Raw genomic sequence first — 23542 nt, 5'->3', positions numbered from 1 at the left:
GCCCGCGGGGCCGCGGTCAGATGTCGTGCAGCACCTCGCGCTCGGCGTAGCGCACGCCGGGCACCCGGCTGACCCGGGCGAGGAAGGCGTCGTCCACCGGGGCGGTCCCGACCAGCACGCCGTCGAACAGCTCGCGGACGTCGGCCATGCCGGCCTCGCCGAGTGCCGCCGCCACCGCGGCGGCGGGCGCGTCGTCGTCGAGACCGACCACCACACGGCCCGTGGTCGACGACTCCTCGCGGGGTCGCTCCGGGCCGGGGCCGGCATCGGGCGCGTGCTCGTCGCCACTCACCCCACGATCGTCCCACTCCGCGCGCACGGCGTGAAGCGGTGCGCACGGCCCGAGGACCTCGCCATGACGAGGGCTGCTCAGCGCGTCCGCGCCAGCCGCCGGCGCTGGGACCGCAGGTACGGACGCGCGCGCCGCTGCCCGCCGTGCACGTCGATGGCGGCGTCGAGCCGGTCCAGGACGGCTGCCAGCGCGGCCGCGTCCGCCGGCCACCCGCGGCGCACGCACTCCTCCAGCCACTCCACCGGGGAGCGCTGGCCCCGCTCGCCGTTGCACCGCCGACAGGCGGCCACCTCGTTCTCCGCCCACGACGGACCGCCCTTGGCCCGCGGGACGACGTGGTCCACCGTCGGTGCCACGAGCCGCCCGAACGCCTGGCCGCACCAGAAGCACCGGCCGCCCTGCGCGAGGACGGCCGCGTCGAGCCGCTCGGTCCGCCGCTCATGCTGCCGCACGCGACAAGCGTGCCGCAGCCGGGACGCCGTCGCGCCCGTAGCGCGACCCGGCGACGACGGCGGGTCAGGCGAGGGACGCGTCGACAGCCTCCGCGAGAGCCCCGATCACCGGCCACGCGCCCTCGGACGTGTTGCCGAGGACGCTCACCGTCGTGCGTGAGTCGACGACGTGCGTCGAGCGGAAGGACGCGCCCGCGTCGTAGCCCTCGAGCACGAGGGCGTGGGCGCTCTCGTGCAGCCAGAAGCCCATGCCGTAGCGCATCCCCTCCTCGGGCACGTCGTGGCGCGGACGGGTGAGGGTGTCGACGCCCTCGCGGGAGACGAGCCGCCCGTCGAGGAGCGCGCACCAGAAGCGGTGGAGGTCGGCGGCGGTCGTGAACGCGCCGCCGTCGCCGTTGCCGAGGACCGGGAGGTGGAGGGTGTTGGTGAGGTCGCCGTCGTCGTGCACGTAGCCGACGGCGGCACCGGCCGGCAGCGCGTTGAGGGGCAGGAAGTCGGTGGCCCGCAGGCCCGCGGGCACGAGGACGAGGCGGCGCACGACGTCGTGGTAGGTCTGCCCCGTCGCCCGCTCGAGGATGAGGGCGAGGACCATGTACCCGCCGTTGCAGTAGGAGAACCGCTCGCCGGCCGGGAACTTCCGCGGGTGCCCCTCGAGCATCGGCAGGAAGGCCGCCGCCGTGGTGAGCGTGTGGGGCGGGACGGTGAGGACGTAGTCCTCCGGCTCCCAGTCGGAGTCCTCGTCGAGGTAGTCCCCGATGCCCGAGGTGTGGCCGAGCAGGTGCGCGACGGTCACGGCGTCGTCGACGAGGGGCAGGTCCGCGCCGAGCAGCTCGCGCACCGGCTGGTCCAGCCGCAGCACCCCGTCCTCGACCAGCCGCATGACGGCGACGGCGGTGAGGGCCTTGCTGCCGCTGGCGACCGCGATCCGCGTGTCCACGGTCATCGGCGCCTGCAGCGGGCGGTGCGCGTAGCCCGCGGTGCGCTCGAGGACGCGCCGGTCACCGACGTCGACCGTCACGACGCCGGAGAAGGGCGCGTCCGCGATGGCGGCGTCGAGGGCGCGAGTGTCGATGTCCACGAGCCGCGACGCTACGGGAGGCAGTCGGCGGGACGCGAGGTATTTCCCGCGGTGGCTCGGCCCGCCGCCGCCCGGCATGCTGGAGCGATGTCTCCCGATGCCGAGCAACCGCGAGAGGAGAGCGTCCGACTGCCGCCGGAGATGTCGTGGCGCGTCGGCCGGCCGTGGGTGGCCGTGACCTTCGTGCTGCTCGCCTTGATCAACCTCTTCGTCGCCGTCACCGACGTCACGGGCGGCGTCCTCGAGACGACCCGTGACCGTGTCTCCTGGTGGGTGCGGCTGGCCGCCGTCGTCGCGTTCCTCGTGGTCGCGCTCAGCGAGCTCCGCAGGAGGGCGAGGGTCGACGCCGACGGCGTCCACGTCACCGAGGGACGACGACGGCGGACCTACCGCTGGCAGGACGTCAGCGAGGTGCGGGCCGGCCGGCCCGTGATGTTCGGTGACCGGTTCGTCTACCTGCTGCGGCACGGCGACACGCACGTCGAGCTGCCGCAGTCCGGGGGCCACCTGCGCCTGCTGCAACGGTGGCACGAGGCCATGGCGCCCCCGTGATCGGGATCGTCGGCCTCGTCGTCGCGCGGGTGGCCTTCGCCGTCGCGCTCGGGTGCGCCGTCACCTTCCACGCCCGCCACCGCGAGGACCACAGCACGCCCCGCGCCCGGCGGCTGCGTGCCACCGGCCTCTGGGCCGTCGCCGTCGGCGTGCTCGGGATCGTCCTCTACGCCGTCGCCGGGTGACGGGGACCTACCCGCACGCCTCCCGCGCGATCGTCACGGTGTCGACGACCTCCACGTCCCCCTCCGCGTGGTAACCGAGCACCTCGACCTCCAGGTCCCCCGCGGCGCTCGCGGTGAGCTCGGCGAGGTGGTGGCGGGTGTTGTCGCGCACCGCGCTCCAGGACGGCGCAGGCGTCTCGGCGTAGGGCGAGAAGTCGCCGCTGCGGTTGCTCAGCTTCCCCGCGGGGCTGACGGTCATCCACACGACGCCGTCGCCGGGCGCCGCGCAGGTCGGGTCCGTCGTCGTCGCGGTGACGCCGGCCCCGCTCCCCACCCCGGTGAGCGGCCACGTGCGCTGGTACGCCTGGTCGTGGGACTGGAGCACGAGACGGATGCCGTGACGCTCGAGGACCCGGCCCAGCTGGTCGCGCAGCGCGAGGTTGGAGGGGTGCACCGACCCGGCGGCGAAGGCGCTCACGTGCGTGAACGGGACGATCCACGGCCGCCCTGCCTGCGTCGCCGCCGCGATGTCCGCCTCGAGCCACTCGATCTCGGCGGTCGGCAGCTTGCCGGTGTTGTGGACGGCGTGGAGGGAGATGAAGTGGAAGGGGCCGACGTCGAAGGAGTAGGAGCGCCGGTCGCTCCACCCCTCGGGGGTCGGGAAGCGCGCCGCCCAGGGCTCGAAGCCCTCACCGAGGAGCACCTCGTGGTTGCCGTACGTCGGCATGAGCGGTGACTGGGCGGCGGCGGGCTCCAGCTGCTGGAACCAGGCGTCGATGGCGTCGTCGAGGGTCGCGAACCGGGCGTCGGTGTTGAAGTAGGCGTAGTCGCCACCCGCGAGGAGGACGTCGGGGTGCAGCTCGGTGAGGAGCTCGATCGACCGGCCCGTCGCGACGGTGAGCCCGTCCGTGCGGCCGTCGATCCCGGTGTCGGCGAAGTAGACGGCGCGCGTCTGCGCGTCCGGGGCGACCGTGCGCGCCGTCCACGTCTGCGAGGTGGTCTCGGGCTGGACCACGCGGTAGTCGTAGGACTCTCCGGGTGCCAGACCGGTGAGCGTCGCGGTCCACAGCTGGCCGCTGGTGCCCGAGGCACGCGGGCTCGCCTCGGCCCGCGTCCACGGACCGCCCGAACCGGCCGGGGCGTGCTCGACCCACGGCGTCCCCGGCGACGTCGTCCGCCACGTGACGGTGAGCGTCGTGGCGGGGTCGGCCGTCCACGCCAGGTGCACCTGGTCGGGCGGCGGCCACTCGAGCCGCAGCTCGACAGGGACGACGACGGCGTCCTGGCCCGGCGCGGTGACCGTCACCGCTCCCGTGTGCGTGCCGACGGCGAGCCCGGCGGTGTCGGCGACGACGGCGATGTCGCCCGGCGTCGTCGCCGTCGCCGGGGTGGCCGACAGCCACGGCACGTCCGTCGACACCGTGAGCGGGACGGCGGAGCTGTCACTCATCCGCACGGCGAGGTCGGAGTGTGCCGTCTCTCCGGGGGCGAGCCCGAGGGTGAGCCGGCGCGGGTGGGCGGCGAGGACCGGGGTGCCGTTGAGGACGGTGAACGCGGCCGTGACGGTGGATCTCGTCCCGCTCGTCGACGTGAGGCGGGCAGTGACGGTGTGGGCGCCGTCGGCGAGCTGCCAGGTGTCGTAGGGCAGTGCGGCCCCGTCGGTGGCCGAGCCGGCCAGGTCCCACGGCGCGTTGCCCTCGCTCTTGTAGGGCTTGCGCTTGAGCTGCGGGTCGTCGACGAAGAACTCGACCTTCGACAGGCCGGCCTCCGGGGTGACGAAGACGTGGACGTCCCCGCGCACCTCGGCGCCGTCGAGGGGGGCCGGGTCCGACCGGTCCGGGGCGGCGGACAGCGCGAGCGTGTGCGTCGGTGGCGGCGGTGGGGGCGGCGGGGGCACGTCCTCGGTCACGGTGAGCGTCACGGGCAGGCTCACGCCCGGCAGGCCCGGGGACGACGCGGTGACGACGGCGGTGTGGGCGCCCGGCGCCAGGCCGGCCGGGTCCAGGGTCACCGTCGCCGTGGTGGGCGTCGTGCCGGCAGCCGTCGTCACGCCCGCCCACGGCGCGTCGGAGGACACCGCCACGGGGACCGGGGTGGAGCCCGAGGAGACGGCCACCGTGCGGGTGACGGGGGCCGACCCTGCGGTCGCCGCCACCGAGAGCGTGGCCGGGTCGAGGGCGAGAGCCGGTCCGGGGGCGTTGGTCACGTGGAAGGCGGAGTCGACGACGACGGTCCCGCCCGCCGCCAGCGTGAGGACGGCGGTCACCGTGTGGCTGCCGTCGGTGAGCCTCGTGGTGTCGAAGGCGTCCGCCTGCCCGGTCGTGCCGCCGGCGAGGTCGAAGGGAGCCGTGCGCTCGGACCGGTACGGGGAGCGCGCCCGGGCGGGGTCGTCGACGTAGAAGGCCACGGCCGTCACGCCGTCGTCGGGGCCGGTGAAGATGCGCACGGGGCCGCTGACGGTGGCGCCGGCGAGGGGCACGGCGGCGGAGCGGTCGGCGTGCGGGCTGGACCACAGGTCGTACTCCCCCGGGGCCGCGAGGACGGAGAGGTCCACGCGCACGGAGGCGGGCGTGAACCCGTCGGCCGTGAGGGTGACGGTCGCGGAGTGCGTCCCGGGGGCGAGCCCGTCCGGGTCGACGGCGAGCTCGAGGGTGCGCGGCGTCGTCCCCCGCGCCGGGCCGGCCGTGAGCCACGGAGCGTCCGAGCTCGCCGTGACGTCGGCGCTGCCCGGCGCGGAGGTGACCTCGACGGTCCGGGTGAGGGGTGGTCCGTCCACGTCGCTGACGAGCTGGAGCACGGCCGGGGCCGCCGCCAGCGCAGGCGTGACGGTACCCGTGGTGAAGGTGGAGTGGACCAGCGCCGTCGTCCCGTCGGAGAGCTCGACGAGCGCGGTGACCGTGTGCGTCCCGGCGCTCACCGAGCCGGGGTCCCACGGCAGCGCCGCGTCGTCCTTGGCCGAGCCGGCGAAGTCCCAGGGAGCGTTGCCCTCGACCTTGCGCGCCTTCTTCTTCCGCGTGGGGTCGTCCAGCCAGAACGAGACCTTCTCGATGTCGGCGCGCTCGGCGACGAACACGTAGGCCCCGCCCGACCCGAGGGCGGCACCGTCCAGGGGCCGCGGGCCGCTGCGGTCGGAGGAGGCGCTGAGGAGGACCTCGGGCGGGTCCGCCGGCTCGGCGGCCGAGGCTCCGAGGAGCCCGCAGACCGTGAGAAGCAGCGTCAGGGCCGCGGCGGTCCAGCGGCGGCGCTCCCGACGAGGGCCCACAGCGGTGAACAGTGACATGAGCGTCTCCCCACGATCGTGTCGTCCGGTCCCAGCGTCTGCCGGGCGGGGAGCCGCGTCCAGGGTGCTTGGGGGCTCAGCACGTCGCTCACCCCGGTCATCACCCCGAGCGGGTTCGCGTACCGCTCCGCGGGCACGCCGTGGCCGCGTCAGCTGCGCGCTGGGAGGCGGCGCTACGGTTCGTCCATGAGCAACCTCAACGCGGTGGGCGAGCGCGACTCGTGGCGCTGCTGGCTGTGCGACGAGCCCGTCGACCCGGACGCCTCGGTGAACTCCGACCTCGGCCCCAGCGTCGACCTCGGCCTCGCCAAGGGGAAGAAGAACGCGGCCGGCACCGAGCGTCTGGCCCACCGTGCGTGCAACACGCGCAAGGGAGCCGTGACGCCGGTCGTGCCGTGGTCGCCCGACCTGTTCGTCGTCGACCCCGCACCGATCGCGGCGACGGTGGAGCGCCTCGGGCGCAAGAAGGGCCGCGAGGTCGTGGCGCGCTGCCCCACCCGCGAGGACGCCGACGCGGCCGCCGCCTGGCTGGTCGACCGGCTGTCCCGCTTCGCCCCCGACCTGCCCGTCACGACGCAGGTCGAGCCGGGCGGCGGTCAGTTCATGCTCGTCCTGCGCACCACCTGACCCGCCGCGGAGGCTCGTGGGGCGTCCTGGCGCCACCGGCAGCCGGTCTCCTCCCCCAAAGGTGGGAGGCGCAGTGCCCCACCGCGCTGGAAGCGGACGCGCACCCCTGCCGAGCAGCATGGACGCAGGTCGCGGGCCCGTCCTTCCGGAGCCCCCGGGACGTTCGCGACGCCAGGAGGCCACCATGAGCACGGCACCACACACCCGTCGCGGGATCGGCCGGAGGGTCGCGTTCGCGCTCGCGTGCGTCGTCGCCACCCTTGCCGCGTGCGGGAGCGCCCCCGAGGCCGCGCCCCCGCCCCCCGAGCAGCCAGCGGCGTCCGCCGCCCCGCTCGAGCGCTCCGACGTCGACTCCTGGCTCGACGAGACGCTCCCCGCGGCCCTCGAGGAGAGCCGGATCGCGGGCGCGACCGTCGCCGTCGTGCACGACGGCGAGATCCTCACCGCCCGCGGTTTCGGGCAGGCCGACGTCGACGCCGGGACGCCGGTCGACCCGGACCGCACCCTGTTCCGGACCGGCTCGATCTCCAAGCTGTTCACGGCGACGGCGGTCATGCAGCTGGTCGAGGCCGGCGAGGTGGACCTCGACACCGACGTCGAGCAGTACACCGACCTGGACCTCGGCCTGGAGCACCCCGTCACGCTGCGGCACCTGCTCACCCACACGCCGGGCTTCGAGGAGCGGATCGCCGGCCTCATCGGCACGGGCACGACACCGGACCTGCGCGCGTCCCTCGTCACCGACCCCCCGGAGCAGGTCGTCGAGCCGGGCACGACCCCGGCGTACTCGAACTACGGCAACGCCCTCGCCGGGTACGTCGTCGAGGCTGTCAGCGGCATGCCCTTCGAGGAGTACGTCGCCGCGAACGTGCTGGAGCCGGCGGGCATGACGTCGTCGTCCTTCGCGCAGCCGCTGCCGGACCACCTCGCCGGGGACGTCGCCCTCGGGTACCCGACGTCCAGCGAGGACCCGCTGCCCTTCGAGGTCGTCGGCCAGCCGCCGGCGGGGGCGCTGAGCGCGACGGCCACCGACATGGCGCGGTTCATGCTCGCGCACCTCGGCCAGCAGCAGGGCCAGGAGATCCTCTCCCCCGCCACGCGCGACCTCATGATGGAACCGGCGCTGGACGCCGACACCCTCGGCATCCTCGCGGAGGGCCCGCGGATGGGGCTGGGCTGGTTCGACGAGTCGCGCCACGGCCACCGGGTGGTGGGCCACGGCGGTGACACGACCGCCTTCCACTCCCACCTCCGGCTGTGGCCCGACGACGGCACCGGGCTGTACCTCTCCTTCAACAGCACGGGAGCCGACGGCGCTGCGTACCTGCTGCGCGACGAGCTGCTCGAGGACTTCGCCGACCGGTACTACCCCGGGGCGGCCCAGGACAGCACCGTGGCGGCCGAGGTCCGCCAGGAGCACGCCGAGGCGCTGGCCGGCTCCTACGAGAGCACGCGAGGCTTCTCCTCGACCTTCCTCACGGCCATGGGCCCGCTGCAGCCGACCCGCGCCGAGGTGGTCGACGGTGCCCGGGTGCGCTTCACCCCCGGACCGGGCCAGCTCTCGGCGGCCGAGTACACGGAGATCGAGCCGTGGGTCTACCAGCAGGTGGGCGGGGACCGCGTGCTCACCGTGCGTACCGACGACGCCGGGCGCGTCGAGCTGATCGGGCACGACTCGGCGATGTCGATGGTGCCGGTGACCGCCGCGCGGTCCGCCGCCGTCCCGGCGCTCACGGGCGGCGCCGTGGTGCTCCTGCTCACGGCCCTCGCGTGGCCGGTGGGTGCCGTGGTGCGAAGGATCCTGGCGCGTCGCTCCGCCGTCGGCACCGACGTCCCGGGGCCGCGCGAGCCCGCGGGCGCACCTGCTCCCGTCCGCCTGCCGCGCCGGCTCACCCGCATCGCGGCCGTCGTCGCGGTCGTGGCGCTGGCCGGGTGGGTGGCCGTGGTGCTCGGTGTCATGAGCCTGCAACCGGTGCCGGTCGTGCTCATCCGGGCCGTCCAGGTGCTCACCGCCGTCGGCGTGCTCGGTGTGCTGGCAGCGGGGTGGCGTGTCGTGGCCGAGCTGCGGGCGCGCACCGGGTGGTTCCGCGTCGGGGCGGCGAGCGTCCTCCTCCTCGCCTTCGCTGCGACGTCGATGGCGGTGAACCAGCTCCTGCTGCTCTCCCCCGACATCACGTACTGACCGGTGGGCGTGGGAGGCTTGGCCACCATGGACACCACCCCGGTCACGAGCACCGGGACGTGGTGGGACACCCGGCTGTCGCGGTTCGGGCTGCACGGGCCGCTGGCACGGGACACGGCCTCTGCCGTCGTCCTGGCCGCGCTCATGCTGCTGGGGGTCGTCGCGACGCTGGCGGTCGTGCCGGCGCAGGACGTGCCGCCGGCGACGGTGGTGCCGTGGCTGCTCGTCCTCGTCGTCGTCCAGTGCCTGGCCCTGTCGTTCCGGCGGGTGGCCCTCGCCGCGTCCCTCGTGGCCGTGGTCGCGACCCAGCTCGCGCTCGTCGCCCTGTCCCCGGAGCTGTCGCTACGGGCCGTCGCGGCGTTCGTCGTCGCCGCCACCATCGGCACCCGGCTGCCGGCCCGCCGCGCGCTCAGCGTGGCGGGCGGGGCGGCTCTGGTCGAGGGCATGGGCGGCGCCGTCGTCGCCGTGCTCCGCGGTGCGGGCGCGGACGCCGTCGTCCAGCACGTGACCTCCGCGCTGCTGGTGTGGGGCGCGTCCGTCCTGGCGGGCCTCTACCTCGCGGCACGCCGTGAGCAGCTGTGGCTCCTCCAGGAGAGGGCCGCCCGGATGGAGCGGGAGCGCGACGCCCGGGTGGAGAGCGCGATCGCGGACGAGCGTGCCCGGCTCGCCCGGGAGCTGCACGACGTCGCCGCTCACCACCTGTCCGGGATGGTGGTCCAGGCGGCCGCGGTCGAGCGGCTCGTGGATCGGGACCCGCAGGCGGCGCGGGAAGGAGCGGCGTGGTTACGCGACCAGGGCCGCGAGACCCTCGACAGCCTTCGCCAGATGGTCGGGCTGCTGCGCGGCGACGAAGGCGACCCGCTCAGCGCGGTCCCCGGTGTCAGCGCCCTGGGGGATCTCGTGAGGGCCGCGCGGGAGCTGGGTGATGACGTCCGGGTCGAGGAGGTGGGCACGCCGTCCCCGTTGCCCCCGCTCGCCGACGTCTCGGTCTACCGGGTGGCGCAGCAGTCGCTGACGAACGCGCGGCAGCACGCGCCGGGGGCGCCCGTGAAGGTGCGGGTGGTGCACGAGCCGGCAGGCGTGGTGCTCGAGGTCGACAACGGTCCCGCTGCACCCGGGCACACGCCGGCGGCCGGCGTCCGCGGCGGCACCGGCCTGGCCGTCATGCGCGAGCGTGCGGCGCTGGTCGGCGGCAGCCTCGAGGCGGGTCCGACGGACGACGGCGGGTGGTGCGTGCGGCTGCACGTCCCCGCCACGGAGAGCGAGGGAGGACGATGATCAGGGTCGCGCTGGTGGACGACCAGCTCGTGGTGCGGGCGGGGTTCCGGGTGCTGCTCGAGGACGCCGGCGACATCGAGATCGTCGGTGAGGCGTCGAGCGGCCCCGAGGCGGTGGCGATGGTGCGCCGCGCCCGTCCCGACGTCGTCTGCATGGACGTGCGGATGCCGGGCGGCGACGGTCTGGCCGCGACGCGGCAGATCGTCGCCGAGCGCGACGGTGACCTGCCCTCCGTCCTCGTCATGACGACGTTCGACCTCGACGAGTACGTCTTCGGTGCCCTGGAGGCCGGCGCGAGCGGTTTCGTCCTCAAGGACTCCGACCCCGACGTCGTCGCGGACGCGATCCGCCGTCTCGCGCGGGGCGAGGGAATGATCGACCAGGTGGTGACCCGCCGCGTCATCGCCGAGTTCGCCCGCCGCCGGCCGGCCCCCGACCCCGACGAGGCCGCCGGCGCTCTCACGCCACGCGAGCGGGACATCGTCCGCCTGCTGGCGGAGGGCATGTCCAACGTCGAGATCGCGGCGGCTCTCTACGTCGAGCCGTCCACCGTGAAGTCCCACCTCGGCCGGGCGATGACGAAGCTCGGCACGCGCGACCGGCTGCAGACGGCCGTGTGGGCCTACCGGACCGGCGTGGCGGGGGCCTAGCGCCGGCGGCCCCCTACCGGCCCACCTCCGACAGCGTGAGGCCGGTGTCCGCGTCGAAGAGGTGCGCACGGTCCAGGTCGACGGTGACGGACATGCGCTGGCCGGGCGTGCCGGTGACGGTCGGGCGTGCCTTGACCTTGAGCATCTCCTTGCCGACCTTGACGTCGACCACGGTGCGGTCGCCGAGCGGTTCGAGGCCGTAGAGCTCGCCGGGGAGGGCCGCGTCGCCGCGGGACTCGACCGACAGGTCCTCGGCGCGCACGCCGAGCAGCAGCGGACGGCCGTCCTCCGCCGTCGTCCACCGCGGCCGTGGCAGGGTCCAGCCCTCCGCACCGACGAGCCGGTCCCCCTGCGCGTGGCAGGCGAGCAGGCTGATGCGCGGGCTCCCGACGAAGGCGGCGACCCACTGGTTCGCCGGGCGGTCGTACACCTCCGTCGGGGTCCCGACCTGCTGCACCGTGCCCTCGCGGAGGACGGCGACCTGGTCGGCCATGGACAGCGCCTCGACCTGGTCGTTGGTGACGTAGACGAATGTCCCGCCGAGGCTGCGGTGGATCCGGGTGAGCTCGGTGCGCATCTCGACCCGGAGCTTGAGGTCGAGGTTCGTCAGGGGCTCGTCCATGAGGAACGCGCGCGGGTTGCGGACCAGCGCCCGGGCCAGGGCGACGCGCTGCATCTCTCCGCCCGAGAGCTGGCCGGGCTTCCGCTTGAGGAGCCGCTCGATGTGCAGGAGTCCGGAGACCTCCTTGACCGCGGCGGCGATCTCGTCCGCCGAGGCGCTGCGGGCTCGCAGGGGCGAGGCGATGTTCTCGAAGACCGTCTTGCGCGGGTAGAGGGCGTAGCTCTGGAACACCATCGCCAGGTCGCGCGCGGCCGGGGTGTCCCCGGTCGCGTCCCTGCCGTCGAGGTGCACCGAGCCGGCGTCGAGCTTCTCGAGCCCCGCGATCGCCCGCAGCGTCGTCGTCTTGCCCGCACCGGAGGGGCCGAGCACGACGAAGAAGGAGCCGTCCGGCACCTCCAGCGTCACGTCGTCGAGCGCCTGCACCTCTCCGAAGGCCTTGCGCAGCCCGTAGGCAGCAACCGTTCCCATCAGGCCACCAGCTCTTCCGTGCTCGAGTCGTAGACCGGCGGGGTCCCGCCGGTGTGCCGCAGGCCCACCGGGGCCTCGGCTGCGAAGCGGGTGGTCGGGGGCATCCGGACGCGCACGTCCCGTCCCCCGCTGGCGACGACGTAGATGATCTCGTCGCCCAGGACCTCGACGGACACCACGCGTCCCGGGACCGTCCCGTCCGTCCCGGCCGGCGTGACCTCCAGCGCCTCGGGCCGCACACCGGCCACGAGCGGGCGGTCCCGCCGCAGCCCGGGCGGTGGGGCGAGCGCGAGACCACCGTGGGTCCGCAGCTGACCGTCCGCCACCTCGACCTCGAAGAGGTTCATCGGCGGGGAGCCGATGAAGGCGGCACAGAACAGGCTGGCCGGACGGTCGTAGACCTCCAGCGGCGTCCCGACCTGCTCCACCCGGCCCTTGTTGAGGATGGCGATGCGGTGCCCGAGCGACATCGCCTCGACCTGGTCGTGCGTGACGTACACCATCGTCGTACCGAGCTGCGCCTGCAGGTGCTTGATCTCGGTCCGGGTCTCGGCCCGCAGCTCGGCGTCGAGGTTGGTGAGCGGCTCGTCCATGAGGAAGGCGCGCGGGCGCCGCACGAGGGCGCGGGCCAGGGCGACCCGCTGCTGCTCACCGCCGGAGAGCCGGTGCGGCTTGCGGTCCAGGAGCGGGCCGAGCCGCATCATCCGGGCGGCCTCCTCGACCCGCTCGCGGATCTCCGCCTTGGGCATGCCCTCGGCGCGCAGCGGGAAGGCGAGGTTGTCCCGGGTCTTGAGGTGCGGGTAGAGGGCGTAGAACTGGAACACCATGGCGATGTCCCGCTCGGCGGGCGGCAGGTCGTTGACCAGCGTGTCCCCGATGTGGATGTCGCCGGACGTCTGGCGCTCCAGCCCGGCCATGGCCCGCAGCGTCGTCGTCTTGCCGCAGCCCGACGGGCCGAGCATGACGAACAGCTCGCCGTCGCCGATGGACAGGTCGACGTGCTCGACCGCCACGGTCCCGTCCGGGTACCGCTTGTGGAGGGAGGTGACCTCGATGCCCGCCATCAGCGCCTCACCGCCCCGAGGGTCACACCGGCGACGAGGTGCTTGCGCACCAGGTAGGCGAAGATGAGGACCGGCAGCGCGAAGACGACCGCCGACGCGGCGACAAGACCCCAGTTCACCGTCGTGCCTCCGATGAGGCCGGCGATGGCCGGTGGGGCCGTCCGCACCTCCTGGCTGGACGTGAGGAAGATGGCATAGACGAACTCGTTCCAGGAGAAGATGAGCGCGAACACCGCCGTCGCGGCGATGCCCGGGATGAGCAGGGGCAGGGTGAACTTCCGGAAGGCCTGCAGCCGGGTGTAGCCGTCGAGCATCGCGGCGTCCTCGTACTCCGAGGGCACCTCGTCCACGAAGCCCTTCATCATCCAGATCGTGAACGGCAGGTTGAACGCCGTGTAGACGAGGACGAGACCGAGCTTCGTGTCGATGAGCCCGAGCTCGCGGTACATGAGGAAGATCGGGATGACGACGACGACGGGCGGCATGAAGCGGGTGGACAGGATGAAGAAGAGCTGGTCCTTCTTCGCCTTGAGCGTGAAGCGCGAGTAGGCCCAGGCCGCGGGGACCCCGAGCAGGGTCGCCAGCGCGGTCGAGCTCCCGGCCACGATGACCGAGTTGAGGAAGGACCCGGACAGGTCCGAGCGGCCTCCGCCCGGTGCGACGAAGACGTCCTTGTAGTGCTGCAGGGTGACGTCGAAGCCGAAGAACTTCGCCGGCACGGCGTAGATGTCCTGGCCGGTCTTGATGGAGGTCTGGAGCATCCACACCACCGGGAAGAGCAGGGAGCCGATGAGCACGGCCAGGAGCACGATCTCGATCCCGGACCGGACCCTGCCGGTGCTCCCGCGGCGGGCGCGGGCGGAGCTGCGGGTGACTGGGCCGGGGACGGCGTCGTCGACGGAGATGGCCATCAGCCCTCCTTGAGCTTGTTGAGGTAGCGCAGGTAGAACTGCGCCAGCACGATGACGACGATGACCATGAGGATCCCGTAGGCCGAGGCGGTCCCGGTGCGGAACCCGAGGAACGCGACCTTGTAGACGTGGAAGGACAACGTCTCGGTGGAGACTCCTGGTCCGCCGCTCGTGAGGACGTAGACGAGGTCGAACTGGCGGAAGGCCTCGATCGCACGGAACATCACCGCGATGAGGAGCAGCGGCCACACCATCGGCAGGGTGATGTTGCGGAACCGGAACCACTCCGAGGCGCGGTCGATGGATGCGGCCTCGTAGAGGTACTTCGGCACCGCCGTGAGCCCGGCCAGTGCGATGAGCATGATGAACGGCGTCCACTGCCAGGTGTCGACGAGGATGAGGGAGAACAGCGCCGTCCGCTGCTGGGTCAGCCACTCCACCGGCTCGAACCCGAGAGAGACGAGCATGCTGTTGACCACCCCGAACTGCGCGTCGAGCATGAAGCGCCAGAACAGGCCGACGACGACGGGCGAGAGCATCATCGGGATGAGGAACAGCGTGGTGAGCAGCCCGCGCCCCCGTGTCCGGCGCGAGATGAGGTAGGCGATGGAGAAGCCCAGCACGGTCTGCAGGATCACCGCACCGGCCACGAAGAGCGCCGTCGTCACCGCTCGCGTGTGGACCTCCGACGACGTGAGGACGTCGGCGTAGTTCTCGAACCCGACGAAGTCGCCGGGCACGCTGCTCGTTGCCGAGTAGTCCGTGAAGGACAGGTACAGCGCCCACAGGAGCGGGAAGACGGACATCCCGAGCAGCAGCAGCATCGCCGGGGAGATGAAGGCCAGCGCGAGTCCGCGGTCACGCAGGCGGGGGGCCCGCCCCGGTGCAGGAGGCAGGGACGCTGCCTCCTGCACCGGGGCGTCGGCCGACGTCGTCGTGCTCATGTCAGAGCCCGCCGTCGCCGTCCAGCACGGCCTGCTGCTCCCGGGCGATGTCGTCGAGCGCCGTCTCCGGGTCCTTGGCGCCGTTGAGGGCCGCGTTGACGTTGGTGTTCTCGATGTCGATGAGGCGGGCGTACTCGGGCACGTTCCACATGTCGCGCTGCCGCGAGACGGAGTCGGCGTAGACCTGGTTGAACGGTCCGGCCTCGAGGAACTCGGGGGACTCCAGGGCGTCGGTGCGCGACGGCACGCCGCCGGCCTCGGCCCACTTCTTCTGGATGTCCTCCTGCTCGAACCACCGCATGAAGTTGAGCGCCTCGGCCACCCGCTCGTCGGGGGCGTAGGCCGAGATGTGCATCCCCATGCCGCCGAGCGGCACGAGGTCCGTGTCCTGCGTCGGCAGGGTGGCGAACCCGAGCTTCTCGAGGATCTCCTCGCGGGTCTCGCCGAGCACCGTCTGCGCCGGGTCCAGCAGACCACCGCTCGCGGCGATCCAGTTGAACGCGATGCACGCGCTCCCCTGGGCGACGGCCGCGTTGACCTCGTCGATGAACCAGTTACCGGAGCCGGGGGCGGTGAGCGGCTTCATGTCGTTGACGAGGATGTCCATCGCCCGCTGGCCGGCCTCGTCGTTAATGACGCCCTCGATCTGGCCCTCCGCGCGGTTCCAGAGGTTGCCGCCGTACAGGGCGTTGACGGTGTTGTAGGTGACCGCCGCGGCGTCGGAGCCGTTGGCCTGGTGGAAGGCGAGCCCGCTGACGCCGGGGTTGTCCTCCTGGCACTGCCGGGCGACCTCGATCATCTCGTCCCAGGTCTCGGGGGGCTCGTCGCCGATGAGGTCCTTGCGGTAGATCATCGTCCAGGTGTCGCCGAGCAGCGGCAGCCCGTACATGCTGGCGCTCTCGTCACGCTGCCCCGTCTCGGCCTGGGGGTACTGGCCGTAGGCGGCCAGGAGGTAGGGGTCGTAGGCGTCGGTCTCGATGTTCTCGTTGATGAAGTCGGTGATGTCGAGGATGCTGCCGTTCGTCACGGCCTCGCCGATGTGCTGCGAGTCGAGGACCGCGATGTCGAAGTCGGTCTGCCGGGCGGCGAACTGCGTGAACATCGCGTCGTGCCAGTTCGCGTTCGGCACGGTGTTGACGTTGATCGTCACGTTCGGGCGCTCCTTGGTGTACTCCGCGTTCGCGAAGTCCTCGAGCAGCTGGGCGGGGGGCCACTCGAACCAGATGAAGCTGAGGTCCAGTGGCTCGTCGGTGAGCTCGGGGATCGTCGCGGGCGCCGCCGGGCCGGCGGCATCGGCGTTCCCGTCGTCCGCGTCGGCGTCGTTGTCGCCGCCACCGCCGCAGGCCGCCAGCGTGAGGGCGACCAGCGTGGTCGCCGCCGCCGCCCTCACCGTGCGGCCCTGGCGAGAGCTCCGTCGGTCTCGCTGTGCGTTGCTCATCAGTTCTCCTGCTTCCTGCATCGGGATGGTTGGGGGATCCGTTGCTGCTGTGGCCGCGGCGTCACCAGGACGTCGCGATGTACTGGGTCTCCATGAACTCGAGGAGTCCCTCGGTGCTCCCCTCGCGTCCCAAGCCGCTCTGCTTGGTGCCGCCGAAGGGCGCGGCGGGGTCGGAGACGAGCCCGCGGTTGAGGCCGACCATGCCGCTGTCGATGCCTTCTGCGAGGCGCAGACCACGGCCGAGGTCGCCGGTGTAGAGGTAGCTGACGAGGCCGTACTCGCTGTCGTTGACCATGGTCAGCATCTCCTCCTCCTGCTCGAAGCGGACCACCGGGGCCACCGGCCCGAAGATCTCCTCGTGCAGGACGCGAGCGTCCGGCGGTACGTCGACGAGCACCGTCGGGGGGTAGAAGCAGCCCGCGTCGTCGGGCCGCGTGCCGCCCAGCACGGCGCGGGCGCCGCGGTCGAGTGCGTCCTGGACGAGCTCGTCGACCTTGCGGGCGGCGCCCTCGTTGATGAGCGGTCCGCACTCGGTGCTCTCCTCGGAGCCCGGCCCGACCCGCAGCCCGGCCATCCGGGCGACGAGGCCGTCCACGAAGGCGTCGTGGACGGCGCCCTGCACGAAGAAGCGGTTGGCGGCGGTGCAGGCCTGCCCGCCGTTGCGCATCTTGGCGACCATCGCGCCCTCGACCGCCGCGTCGAGGTCGGCGTCGGCGAGGACGACGAAGGGGGCGTTGCCGCCGAGCTCCATCCCGCACTTGAGGACCTGGTCGGCGGCGGTGCGGAGCAGACGGCGGCCCACCTCGGTCGAGCCGGTGAACGAGAGCATGCGCGTGCGGGGGTCGGTGAGCATCGTGCCGACGACGGGTCCGGGCTGGGTGGTCGTGACGACGTTGAGCACACCGGCCGGCAGCCCGGCCTCCTGCAGCAGGGCCGCCACCGCGAGGGCCGTCAGCGGGGTCTCGGTGGCCGGCTTGAGGATCGCGGTGCACCCGGCGGCGAGGGCGGGCGCGATCTTCCGGGTGGCCATGGCCGCGGGGAAGTTCCACGGGGTGATGAGCACGCTGATGCCCACGGGCTGGTGCGTGACGACCAGCCGGTTGGCCCCGCTCGGTGAGCGGCCCACCTGGCCGCGCAGCCGCACGCCCTCCTCGGCGTACCAGCGGAAGAACTCGGCGGCATAGGTCACCTCGGACCGTGCATCCGTCAGGGACTTGCCGTTCTCGAGACTGATGAGCAGGGCGAGCTCCTCGCTCCGCTCGTGCATGAGGGTGAAGGCCCGCAGCAGCAGCTCGGCCCGGGCGCGGGGGGCCGTGGCCGCCCAGCCGGCCGCGGCCTCGGCCGCGGCGTCCACCGCCGCCTCGGCGTCGGGGATCCGGGCGTCGGCCACCGAGGCGAGCACCGCACCCGAGGCGGGGTCCCGGACGTCGATCCGTCCGCCGTCGGCGCCGCCGCGCCACGTGCCGGCCACCAGGAGGTCGGTCGGGACGTCGAGGGCGTCGAGGACGGGGCGCATGGACTCGTGCATCGTGATGCTCATCGGGCACCTGCTGTCGTGGTGAGGCCCGGCGAGGCCGAGCCGTGGACGGTGGTCTCTCGTAGGGCGGCGCGGTCGCCGGTGTACGCGGCGCGGACGATCCGCTCCAGGGCGTCGGCGTCGAGGGGACGCGGGTTGTTTGCGACGAGCCGCGCGGCTCCCAGCGCCTGCTCGGCCGTCCAGCGGAGCCGGTCGGCCGGCAGGCCGAGGTCCGCGAGGGTGGCCGGGATGCCCACCGAGGCGAGCAGGGCCGCGACCCTGTCGATCGCCTCGTCGGCGAGGTCCTCGTCCGAGGCGTCCGCGGACGCGCCCATCGCCACGGCGACGGCGGCGAGCTCCGGGACCCGCGCGGGACGGTTGAACTCCATGACGTAGGGCAGCAGGACGCCGACCCCGATCCCGTGCGGGGTGTGGGTCAGGGCACCGACCGGGTACTGGAGGGCGTGCGCCGCGGCCGTGCCGGACGTGCCGAGGGCGAAGCCGCCCGCAGTGGCCCCGAGCATCATCGCCTCGCGCGCACCCATGTCGCTCGGGTCCGACCAGGCACGGTGCAGGCTGCGCGCGACCTGCCGGACGGCCATCAGCGCATAGGAGTCCGTCAGCTCGTTCTTGCCGACGAAGACGCGCTCCGTCGCCAGCTCGGTGGTCACCGGACGGCGCACGGCGGTGAAGGCCTCGATGCCGTGCGACAGGGCGTCGGCGCCAGCGCTCGCGGTCAGTGCCGGCGGGCAGCCGAGGGTGAGCTCCGGGTCGCACACGGCCGTGTGGGGAATGAGGTGCGGGCTGGAGATCCCCACCTTGCTCACCCGCTCGGGATCGGTGAGCACGGCCACGGGCGTCACCTCCGACCCGGTCCCGGCGGTGGTCGGCAGCGCCACGACCGGTATCACCGGACCGGGGACACGCAGCTCGCCGTAGTAGTCCGACGGCTCACCACCGTGCGTGAGGACCACGGCCACCGCCTTGGCGAGGTCGATGCAGCTGCCACCGCCCATCCCGACGATGACGTCCGGGGCGGCGTACCGCACGAGCCCGGCACACTGGCTCACCTGGTGCACCGGCACGTCCGGCAGCACCTCGTCGAACACCGTCACCTGGACCCCGGCGCTCTCGAGCAGCCCGACCAGCTCGGCGAACTCCGCCGTCGCACCGAAGCGGGCGTCGGTGCAGACGAGGGCGCGGGAGCCGAGGGCGGCGGTCAGCGCGCCCAGGGCGTGCCGCTGCCCGGCGCCGAACACCACTTGTCGAGGCCCACGCAGGACACCGAGCATGCTCATGGAGACTCCAGGGATAGATTCTGGGAGGAGAGAGCCAGCGGGACCGGTACGCGACGATGCGAGAGGAAGAGCCGCTGCGCTTTTCCTATACGATCTGATTGCCGAGATCATGGAGCAGCGACGGTGTCGCTGTCAACCATGCTCCCCAACGAGGTGGAAAGGGGCACACCCCTGTGGACGACGAAGCGACGATCGGACGGGACCGCGGGTCCAGTGGCGCGCAGCTGAACGGACGCCCCCGCGGACGACTTGCCGACGAGGTGCACGACACGCTGCTGCGTCAGCTCATGTCGTCGCGCATCGTGCCGGACTCCCGCGTGACGATCGACGCCCTGGCGCGCGAGCTCGGGGTCTCACAGACGCCGATCCGCGATGCGCTCAACCGCATGGAGGCCGACGGGCTGGTCGTCCGGGTGCCCCACGCCGGCTACCGGATCCCGCCCCAGATCACCCGTGAGCGCTTCGACGACATGCTCGAGATCCGCCTGCTCCTGGAGCCGGCAGCAGCCCGCCGGGCGGCCGAACGCGCGACCGCCTCGCAGGTCACGGAGCTGCGCGGGCTGCTCGAGGAGATGTCGCAGCTGGAGGAGGGCGACGGGCCACAGGCGTACGGCGCCTTCGGGCTGCGGGACGCGGCCTTCCACGACCTCGTCGCGAAGAGCGGCGGGAACCGGCTGGTCCGCGAGGCGCTCGCCCGGCTGCACACGCACGTGCACCTGTTCCGGCTGCTGTACGACACCCAGGTCACCAACCTCGCGATGAGCGAGCACGACGAGATCCTCGCCGCGATCGCGGCGCGAGACCCCGACCAGGCGGCCTACGCCATGCGCCGCCACATCCTGCTGTCGGGCGACCGGTTCCGTCACCTCTTCGACGACGCCCGGCCCGCGGACACGTCGTCCACAGGGGGTCTTGACTGACAGGATGACGACGCGCGATCCTTACGCATCGGATCCGATCGGATCGGATCCGGGCTGCTCGACCACTCGGCCGAGCACCACCCCACACCCAACGTTGAGTGCGAGGAGAACCAAGGTGCCCAGAGCGTTGCTCCTGACCGGCGATGCCGCCGAGGAGCTGGACACGATGTACCCCTACTACCGGATACAGGAGGGCGGATGGGACGTCGACGTCGCGAACAAGTCGATGCGTGACGTCCAGCTCGTCATCCACGAGTTCGACCCGGGCTGCGACGCGTACGTCGAGAAGCCCGGCCGCAAGCTGCCGGTCGACGTGCTGTGGGAGGACGTCGACGTCGATCTCTACGACGGCCTCATCATCCCCGGGGGTCGCGCTCCCGAGTGGATCCGGGTGGACGACCACGTGCGGCGCATCACCGAGCACTTCTTCGCCCGCAACCTGCCGATCGCGCTCGTGTGCCACGGTGCGCAGGTGCCGGCGGACTACGGGCTGCTCAAGGGCCGCAGGACCGCGTGCTTCCCTCCCATCACCCGCGACATGGAGCATGCCGGCGCGACGGTCGTCGACGCGCCCGACGTCGTCGACGGCAACCTCGTCTCGTGCCGGGGCTGGCCGGACATGCCGCAGTTCGGCCGGGCGATGATGGAGATCTTCTCGAACTCTCTCGTCAACGCCTGATGGACGCGACCGCCGGCGACCGGTGATGGACGAGCGCACCGTCGTCGTCGACGGCTCGCCCGTCCACGTCGTCCAGGGGGGCACCGGACCTGCGGTGCTCCTCCTGCACGGCTCCGGACCCGGGACCACCGGGTCCGGAGCCTGGGCGGCGGCCATCGAGGCCCTCGGCGCATCGTGGCACCTCGTGGCTCCCGACCACGCGGGCTTCGGCCGTACTCCCCTGCCGCCGGGCTCCCGCGGCGGGCTGCGGGTGTGGACGGAGCAGGCCGCCCGCCTGATGGACGCCCTCGGGCACCGCTCGTACGCCGTCGTCGGCCACTCCATGGGCGGTGCGGTTGCCCTGGCGCTGGCGGCCGCGCGTCCCGAGCAGGTGACCCACGTCGTGCCGGTGTCGACCATGGGCGCGCCCGGGGCGCCCCTGTCGCCCGATCTCGACGCGCTCTGGGGCGCTCCCGCCACCGAGGAGGGGGCGCGCGACATGCTGAGCCGCCTCCTGCTGGACCAGTCCCTCGTCACGGAACAGGCGGTCGCCGCCCGGACCGCCGCGATGCGGGCCGGCGAGGCGGCGTTCGACACGCTCTTCCCGCCGCCCCGGGCCAGGTGGGCCGAGGACCTCACCCTGTCGGAGCAGACGCTGGCGGCCGTCCGCGCGCCGGTGCTCCTCGTCCACGGCGCGCAGGACCGTGTCACTCCCCTGCCTGCGACCCTGCCCCTGCTCGACCACCTCGCCGACGTCCGCCTGCACGTCCTCGGGCGGTGCGGCCACGCGCCGGCGGTCGAGCACCAGCACGCGTTCCACCGCTTGTTGTCGAACTTCCTGTCTCAGGGCTGACGACGAACCCGACCTGAGGACGTCGAGGGACCTTGCGACGCTTCTTCACGGTGTCCAGATGCGGTGCAGCGATGCTGGGGATCGTCGCTGAGCGGGCGGGTGACCCGCCCGGCGTCCCGCTCTTCGACCTCGACGAGGTTGCCTTCGGCACCTCCGCGGCGGGCGCCGGTGGCTTCGTCCTTCATGGCTCCGACCCCGAGTTCCTCGGCGACACCCTCCGGCGCCGGTGCGTGGCGAGGGCACGACACCAGCCGGTGCCGCCTACCTCGAGCCGTCCACCGTCAAGCCCCACCTCTGCCGCGCGCCGAGTCCTTCCTTGGTTCTTTGCGCCCTGCCGCGGATCTACTCGTCGCTCCGAGGTTGGGGCCCACGAACGGAGGAAGTCGGTACTCCTCATACGCCTTCAGGTGGATGGCTTGGAGGCCGCCTACAGCCGCGTAGGGGATCAGGTAGATGCTGACACCGCCGTCAATGACGAAGAAGTCGTCACTCTCGTCCGGTTTGTAGGTGCGCCGCTGCTTGCCTGTCGATGAGAGATAGACCTTCCAACTGCCTTGCGTCCGTACGGTGGTGGTCTTCACCTGGACACGTCGGACGCCCGCATCACCGTCAACGAGAAGGTCATAGCGTGCGGTTCGAGGGGCCACGAAACCTCGTAGCCACAGAGCGTGAACCACGCGGCTGCGAGTAGAGGACCAGCGCGCCGGAGGTTGCGCTCGTCCGGGTGATGCTCCGTCGTACTGGCCGGAGGACTCCCCTTGTCGAGGTGGGCAAAGTCAATGCCGAATCGCACTGCATGCCCTTTTGGCGTGGCCTCAGAACCTGGCTGGAGTCTGAGGCGTTCGAGCGCCTCCGACCACTCACCAGCGCTGCTGAGAGCCGTGCGGAGCTCGTTCTCCCGCCATCGGAGCTGGCCCTGGAAGTGGCTGTAGCTGAGTCCGAGACGATCAGCGTGCGCCCGCACGGAGCCAATGGCTCGCGACGATGTACCGCTCAGACGGAGCTCGCGTAGGACGCCGCGCCACGAGTGGCAGCGGCTCACTGCGGCGGTGAGCTCTTCATCGGTGTACGTCCGTTCGCGCACCATGAGCAGACGGTATGGCCGGCCTCTGACATCGAGACTTCCGTGCGCCGCGGGGACGAAACACCACTGCTCAAGGAAGGCGGTCGAGCGCGTGGCGAATACAGCTCGAGAGCCACGCGAAATGACCAAGGCGCGACATCATGTGCGATGTCGCGCCTCAGAAAATGTCGGGCTGACAGGATTTGAACCTGCGACCCCCTGACCCCCAGTCAGGTGCGCTACCAAGCTGCGCCACAGCCCGTCTGGCTCGCGAACGAACCTAGAGAAGGTTACCCCAGAGGCAGCGCCGAACCGAAACTGCGACATGCCACTGTGCGCGGCGTCACGTCGAACAGGTCGGGTAAGCCCTGAGCGGGACCAAGGGCCGGCGGTCCTACGTCCCGGAACCGCGCGGTGCCGCGCTTCTAGCCTGGTGTGAGCGCCGTCACCCGGCGCGCACCAACGAACCGAAGGAGCCTGACGATGGCACGGGTAGCTGGCAAGGTCGCACTGGTCACCGGAGGGGCGCGCGGTCTGGGCGCCGAGGCGGTCCGCCTCCTCGTCGCGGAGGGCGCAAAGGTCCTCGTCACCGACATCCTCGACGAGGACGGTGAGGCGCTGGTCGCCGAGCTCGGGGAGTCCGCCGTCTACCTCCACCACGACGTCACCGACATCGAGCAGTGGTCCGCCGCCGTCACCATGGCCGAGGAGACCTTCGGCGGGCTCGACGTCCTCGTCAACAACGCGGGCATCGCCGACTTCGGCAGCCTCTCCGACTTCACCTACGAGCGCTGGGACCGCATCATCGCGATCAACCTCTCCAGCGTCTTCTACGGGATGAAGGCCGCGCTGCCCCTCCTCAAGGCGTCGACGAAGAACCCGTCGATCATCAACATCTCCTCGACGGCGGGACTCCAGGGCTACCCGGACCTCGCCGGCTACGTCGCCTCGAAATGGGGCGTGCGCGGCATGAGCAAGACCGCTGCCATCGAGCTCGGACCGGACAACATCCGGGTCAACTCCATCCACCCCGGCATGATCGAGACGCCGATGACCGAGGGCCTGGCCGGCGAGCAGAAGCACGTCGCGATGCACCGTGCCGGCAAGCCCTTCGAGATCGGCTACCTCGTCGTCTACCTCGTCAGCGACGAGTCGACCTTCTGCACCGGTGCCGAGTTCATCGCCGACGGCGGGGAACTCGCCGGCCTGCCTACCAGCTGACCTCGCGCAGG

The 23542-nt window shown here is 72.4% G+C and carries 22 protein-coding genes and 1 tRNA gene; 10 read left to right on the top strand and 13 right to left on the bottom strand.

The window, feature by feature from the left end; all coding sequences use genetic code 11:
• Nucleotides 1-16: 16 nt before the first annotated feature.
• From H9624_RS03320 to H9624_RS03310, 3 genes are all read right to left on the bottom strand, one after another.
• On the bottom strand, nt 17-292 hold the full coding sequence (locus H9624_RS03320) for a hypothetical protein (RefSeq protein WP_251838467.1): 276 nt from the start codon (nt 290-292) through the stop codon (nt 17-19).
• A gap of 77 nt (nt 293-369) precedes the next feature.
• Nucleotides 370-744, bottom strand: coding sequence for an HNH endonuclease (locus H9624_RS03315; RefSeq protein ID WP_251838466.1), 375 nt, complete (start codon nt 742-744; stop codon nt 370-372).
• 64 nt (nt 745-808) lie between these two features.
• Nucleotides 809-1822: a serine hydrolase domain-containing protein gene (locus H9624_RS03310; protein WP_251838465.1), complete on the bottom strand. Its 1014-nt coding sequence runs from the start codon at nt 1820-1822 to the stop codon at nt 809-811.
• 87 nt (nt 1823-1909) lie between these two features.
• On the opposite strand from H9624_RS03310, the gene H9624_RS03305 reads away from it, so the two are divergent.
• Both H9624_RS03305 and H9624_RS03300 read left to right on the top strand, forming a co-directional pair.
• Nucleotides 1910-2374 (top strand): PH domain-containing protein, encoded by a 465-nt coding sequence (locus H9624_RS03305; protein ID WP_251838464.1) that lies wholly within the window; start codon nt 1910-1912, stop codon nt 2372-2374.
• Nucleotides 2371-2559 carry a hypothetical protein gene (locus tag H9624_RS03300; RefSeq protein ID WP_251838463.1) on the top strand — a complete coding sequence of 63 codons (189 nt, stop codon included), beginning with the start codon at nt 2371-2373 and terminating at the stop codon, nt 2557-2559. Before H9624_RS03305 ends, H9624_RS03300 begins: the two co-directional genes overlap by 4 nt.
• A 7-nt stretch (nt 2560-2566) precedes the next feature.
• Here the strand turns inward: H9624_RS03300 and H9624_RS03295 are convergent, their stop codons facing one another.
• Nucleotides 2567-5818 (bottom strand): fibronectin type III domain-containing protein, encoded by a 3252-nt coding sequence (locus H9624_RS03295; RefSeq protein ID WP_251838462.1) that lies wholly within the window; start codon nt 5816-5818, stop codon nt 2567-2569.
• A 186-nt stretch (nt 5819-6004) separates the two neighbouring features.
• Between H9624_RS03295 and H9624_RS03290 the strand changes: the two genes are divergently transcribed.
• The 4 genes from H9624_RS03290 (at nt 6005) to H9624_RS03275 (ending at nt 10555) form a co-directional block, all read left to right on the top strand.
• On the top strand, nt 6005-6445 hold the full coding sequence (locus H9624_RS03290) for a hypothetical protein (RefSeq protein ID WP_251838461.1): 441 nt from the start codon (nt 6005-6007) through the stop codon (nt 6443-6445).
• A 184-nt stretch (nt 6446-6629) separates the two neighbouring features.
• Nucleotides 6630-8627, top strand: coding sequence for a serine hydrolase domain-containing protein (locus H9624_RS03285; RefSeq protein WP_251838460.1), 1998 nt, complete (start codon nt 6630-6632; stop codon nt 8625-8627).
• Between the two features lie 27 nt (nt 8628-8654).
• On the top strand, nt 8655-9905 hold the full coding sequence (locus H9624_RS03280) for a sensor histidine kinase (protein WP_251838459.1): 1251 nt from the start codon (nt 8655-8657) through the stop codon (nt 9903-9905).
• A complete protein-coding gene (locus H9624_RS03275; RefSeq protein WP_251838458.1) occupies nt 9902-10555 on the top strand; it encodes a response regulator in 654 nt (217 codons plus the stop codon). Before H9624_RS03280 ends, H9624_RS03275 begins: the two co-directional genes overlap by 4 nt.
• A gap of 13 nt (nt 10556-10568) precedes the next feature.
• Here H9624_RS03275 and H9624_RS03270 read toward each other — a convergent pair whose 3' ends face one another.
• The 7 genes from H9624_RS03270 to H9624_RS03235 form a co-directional block, all read right to left on the bottom strand.
• Entirely contained in the window at nt 10569-11645 is a 1077-nt protein-coding gene (locus H9624_RS03270; protein ID WP_251838457.1) for an ABC transporter ATP-binding protein, read from the bottom strand.
• On the bottom strand, nt 11645-12709 hold the full coding sequence (locus tag H9624_RS16380) for an ABC transporter ATP-binding protein (protein ID WP_286010664.1): 1065 nt from the start codon (nt 12707-12709) through the stop codon (nt 11645-11647). The genes H9624_RS03270 and H9624_RS16380 overlap by 1 nt, the downstream gene beginning before the upstream one ends.
• Nucleotides 12709-13620 carry a carbohydrate ABC transporter permease gene (locus H9624_RS03255; protein ID WP_251838456.1) on the bottom strand — a complete coding sequence of 304 codons (912 nt, stop codon included), beginning with the start codon at nt 13618-13620 and terminating at the stop codon, nt 12709-12711. Before H9624_RS03255 ends, H9624_RS16380 begins: the two co-directional genes overlap by 1 nt.
• Nucleotides 13620-14564, bottom strand: a complete 945-nt coding sequence (locus H9624_RS03250) for a carbohydrate ABC transporter permease (RefSeq protein ID WP_251838455.1) — start codon at nt 14562-14564, stop codon at nt 13620-13622. The genes H9624_RS03255 and H9624_RS03250 overlap by 1 nt, the downstream gene beginning before the upstream one ends.
• Before the next feature lies 1 nt (nt 14565).
• Complete coding sequence (locus H9624_RS03245; protein ID WP_251838454.1) at nt 14566-16002, bottom strand: extracellular solute-binding protein; 1437 nt, start codon at nt 16000-16002, stop codon at nt 14566-14568.
• Nucleotides 16003-16063: 61 nt separating this feature from the next.
• Entirely contained in the window at nt 16064-17530 is a 1467-nt protein-coding gene (locus H9624_RS03240) for an NAD-dependent succinate-semialdehyde dehydrogenase (RefSeq protein WP_504740237.1), read from the bottom strand.
• 8 nt (nt 17531-17538) lie between these two features.
• The gene (locus H9624_RS03235) at nt 17539-18816 is read right to left on the bottom strand and encodes an iron-containing alcohol dehydrogenase (protein WP_251838452.1); all 1278 of its coding nucleotides are present in this window, start codon (nt 18814-18816) and stop codon (nt 17539-17541) included.
• A 260-nt stretch (nt 18817-19076) separates the two neighbouring features.
• Between H9624_RS03235 and H9624_RS03230 the strand changes: the two genes are divergently transcribed.
• The 3 genes from H9624_RS03230 (at nt 19077) to H9624_RS03220 (ending at nt 21247) form a co-directional block, all read left to right on the top strand.
• Nucleotides 19077-19736 carry a GntR family transcriptional regulator gene (locus H9624_RS03230; RefSeq protein WP_251838451.1) on the top strand — a complete coding sequence of 220 codons (660 nt, stop codon included), beginning with the start codon at nt 19077-19079 and terminating at the stop codon, nt 19734-19736.
• 115 nt (nt 19737-19851) lie between these two features.
• Nucleotides 19852-20415, top strand: coding sequence for a DJ-1/PfpI family protein (locus H9624_RS03225; RefSeq protein ID WP_251838450.1), 564 nt, complete (start codon nt 19852-19854; stop codon nt 20413-20415).
• 25 nt (nt 20416-20440) lie between these two features.
• Nucleotides 20441-21247: an alpha/beta fold hydrolase gene (locus tag H9624_RS03220; protein ID WP_251838449.1), complete on the top strand. Its 807-nt coding sequence runs from the start codon at nt 20441-20443 to the stop codon at nt 21245-21247.
• A 281-nt stretch (nt 21248-21528) separates the two neighbouring features.
• Here the strand turns inward: H9624_RS03220 and H9624_RS03215 are convergent, their stop codons facing one another.
• Both H9624_RS03215 and H9624_RS03210 read right to left on the bottom strand, forming a co-directional pair.
• Nucleotides 21529-21894 carry a group I intron-associated PD-(D/E)XK endonuclease gene (locus tag H9624_RS03215; protein ID WP_307784917.1) on the bottom strand — a complete coding sequence of 122 codons (366 nt, stop codon included), beginning with the start codon at nt 21892-21894 and terminating at the stop codon, nt 21529-21531.
• A gap of 604 nt (nt 21895-22498) precedes the next feature.
• A tRNA-Pro gene (locus H9624_RS03210) sits at nt 22499-22572 on the bottom strand.
• Between the two features lie 221 nt (nt 22573-22793).
• Between H9624_RS03210 and H9624_RS03205 the strand changes: the two genes are divergently transcribed.
• Nucleotides 22794-23531: a glucose 1-dehydrogenase gene (locus tag H9624_RS03205; protein ID WP_251838447.1), complete on the top strand. Its 738-nt coding sequence runs from the start codon at nt 22794-22796 to the stop codon at nt 23529-23531.
• Nucleotides 23532-23542 lie beyond the last annotated feature (11 nt).

The sequence above is a fragment of the Oceanitalea stevensii genome (assembly GCF_014837105.1).
Taxonomy (GTDB): Bacteria; Actinomycetota; Actinomycetes; order Actinomycetales; family Actinomycetaceae; genus Oceanitalea; species Oceanitalea stevensii.
This window is presented reverse-complemented; position numbering and strand designations above follow the sequence as displayed.

What these genes read in the sequence shown, in the direction of transcription:
- H9624_RS03305 (WP_251838464.1), top strand. Translation starts at nt 1,910, where the DNA reads ATGTCTCCCGATGCCGAGCAACCGCGAGAGGAGAGCGTCCGACTGCCG.
- H9624_RS03295 (WP_251838462.1), bottom strand. Translation starts at nt 5,818, where the DNA reads ATGTCACTGTTCACCGCTGTGGGCCCTCGTCGGGAGCGCCGCCGCTGG.
- H9624_RS03275 (WP_251838458.1), top strand. Translation starts at nt 9,902, where the DNA reads ATGATCAGGGTCGCGCTGGTGGACGACCAGCTCGTGGTGCGGGCGGGG.
- H9624_RS03245 (WP_251838454.1), bottom strand. Translation starts at nt 16,002, where the DNA reads ATGAGCAACGCACAGCGAGACCGACGGAGCTCTCGCCAGGGCCGCACG.
- H9624_RS03270 (WP_251838457.1), bottom strand. Translation starts at nt 11,645, where the DNA reads ATGGGAACGGTTGCTGCCTACGGGCTGCGCAAGGCCTTCGGAGAGGTG.
- H9624_RS03240 (WP_504740237.1), bottom strand. Translation starts at nt 17,530, where the DNA reads ATGCACGAGTCCATGCGCCCCGTCCTCGACGCCCTCGACGTCCCGACC.
- H9624_RS03280 (WP_251838459.1), top strand. Translation starts at nt 8,655, where the DNA reads ATGGACACCACCCCGGTCACGAGCACCGGGACGTGGTGGGACACCCGG.
- H9624_RS03220 (WP_251838449.1), top strand. Translation starts at nt 20,441, where the DNA reads ATGGACGAGCGCACCGTCGTCGTCGACGGCTCGCCCGTCCACGTCGTC.
- H9624_RS03235 (WP_251838452.1), bottom strand. Translation starts at nt 18,816, where the DNA reads ATGAGCATGCTCGGTGTCCTGCGTGGGCCTCGACAAGTGGTGTTCGGC.
- H9624_RS03205 (WP_251838447.1), top strand. Translation starts at nt 22,794, where the DNA reads ATGGCACGGGTAGCTGGCAAGGTCGCACTGGTCACCGGAGGGGCGCGC.
- H9624_RS03290 (WP_251838461.1), top strand. Translation starts at nt 6,005, where the DNA reads ATGAGCAACCTCAACGCGGTGGGCGAGCGCGACTCGTGGCGCTGCTGG.
- H9624_RS03250 (WP_251838455.1), bottom strand. Translation starts at nt 14,564, where the DNA reads ATGAGCACGACGACGTCGGCCGACGCCCCGGTGCAGGAGGCAGCGTCC.
- H9624_RS03255 (WP_251838456.1), bottom strand. Translation starts at nt 13,620, where the DNA reads ATGGCCATCTCCGTCGACGACGCCGTCCCCGGCCCAGTCACCCGCAGC.
- H9624_RS16380 (WP_286010664.1), bottom strand. Translation starts at nt 12,709, where the DNA reads ATGGCGGGCATCGAGGTCACCTCCCTCCACAAGCGGTACCCGGACGGG.
- H9624_RS03285 (WP_251838460.1), top strand. Translation starts at nt 6,630, where the DNA reads ATGAGCACGGCACCACACACCCGTCGCGGGATCGGCCGGAGGGTCGCG.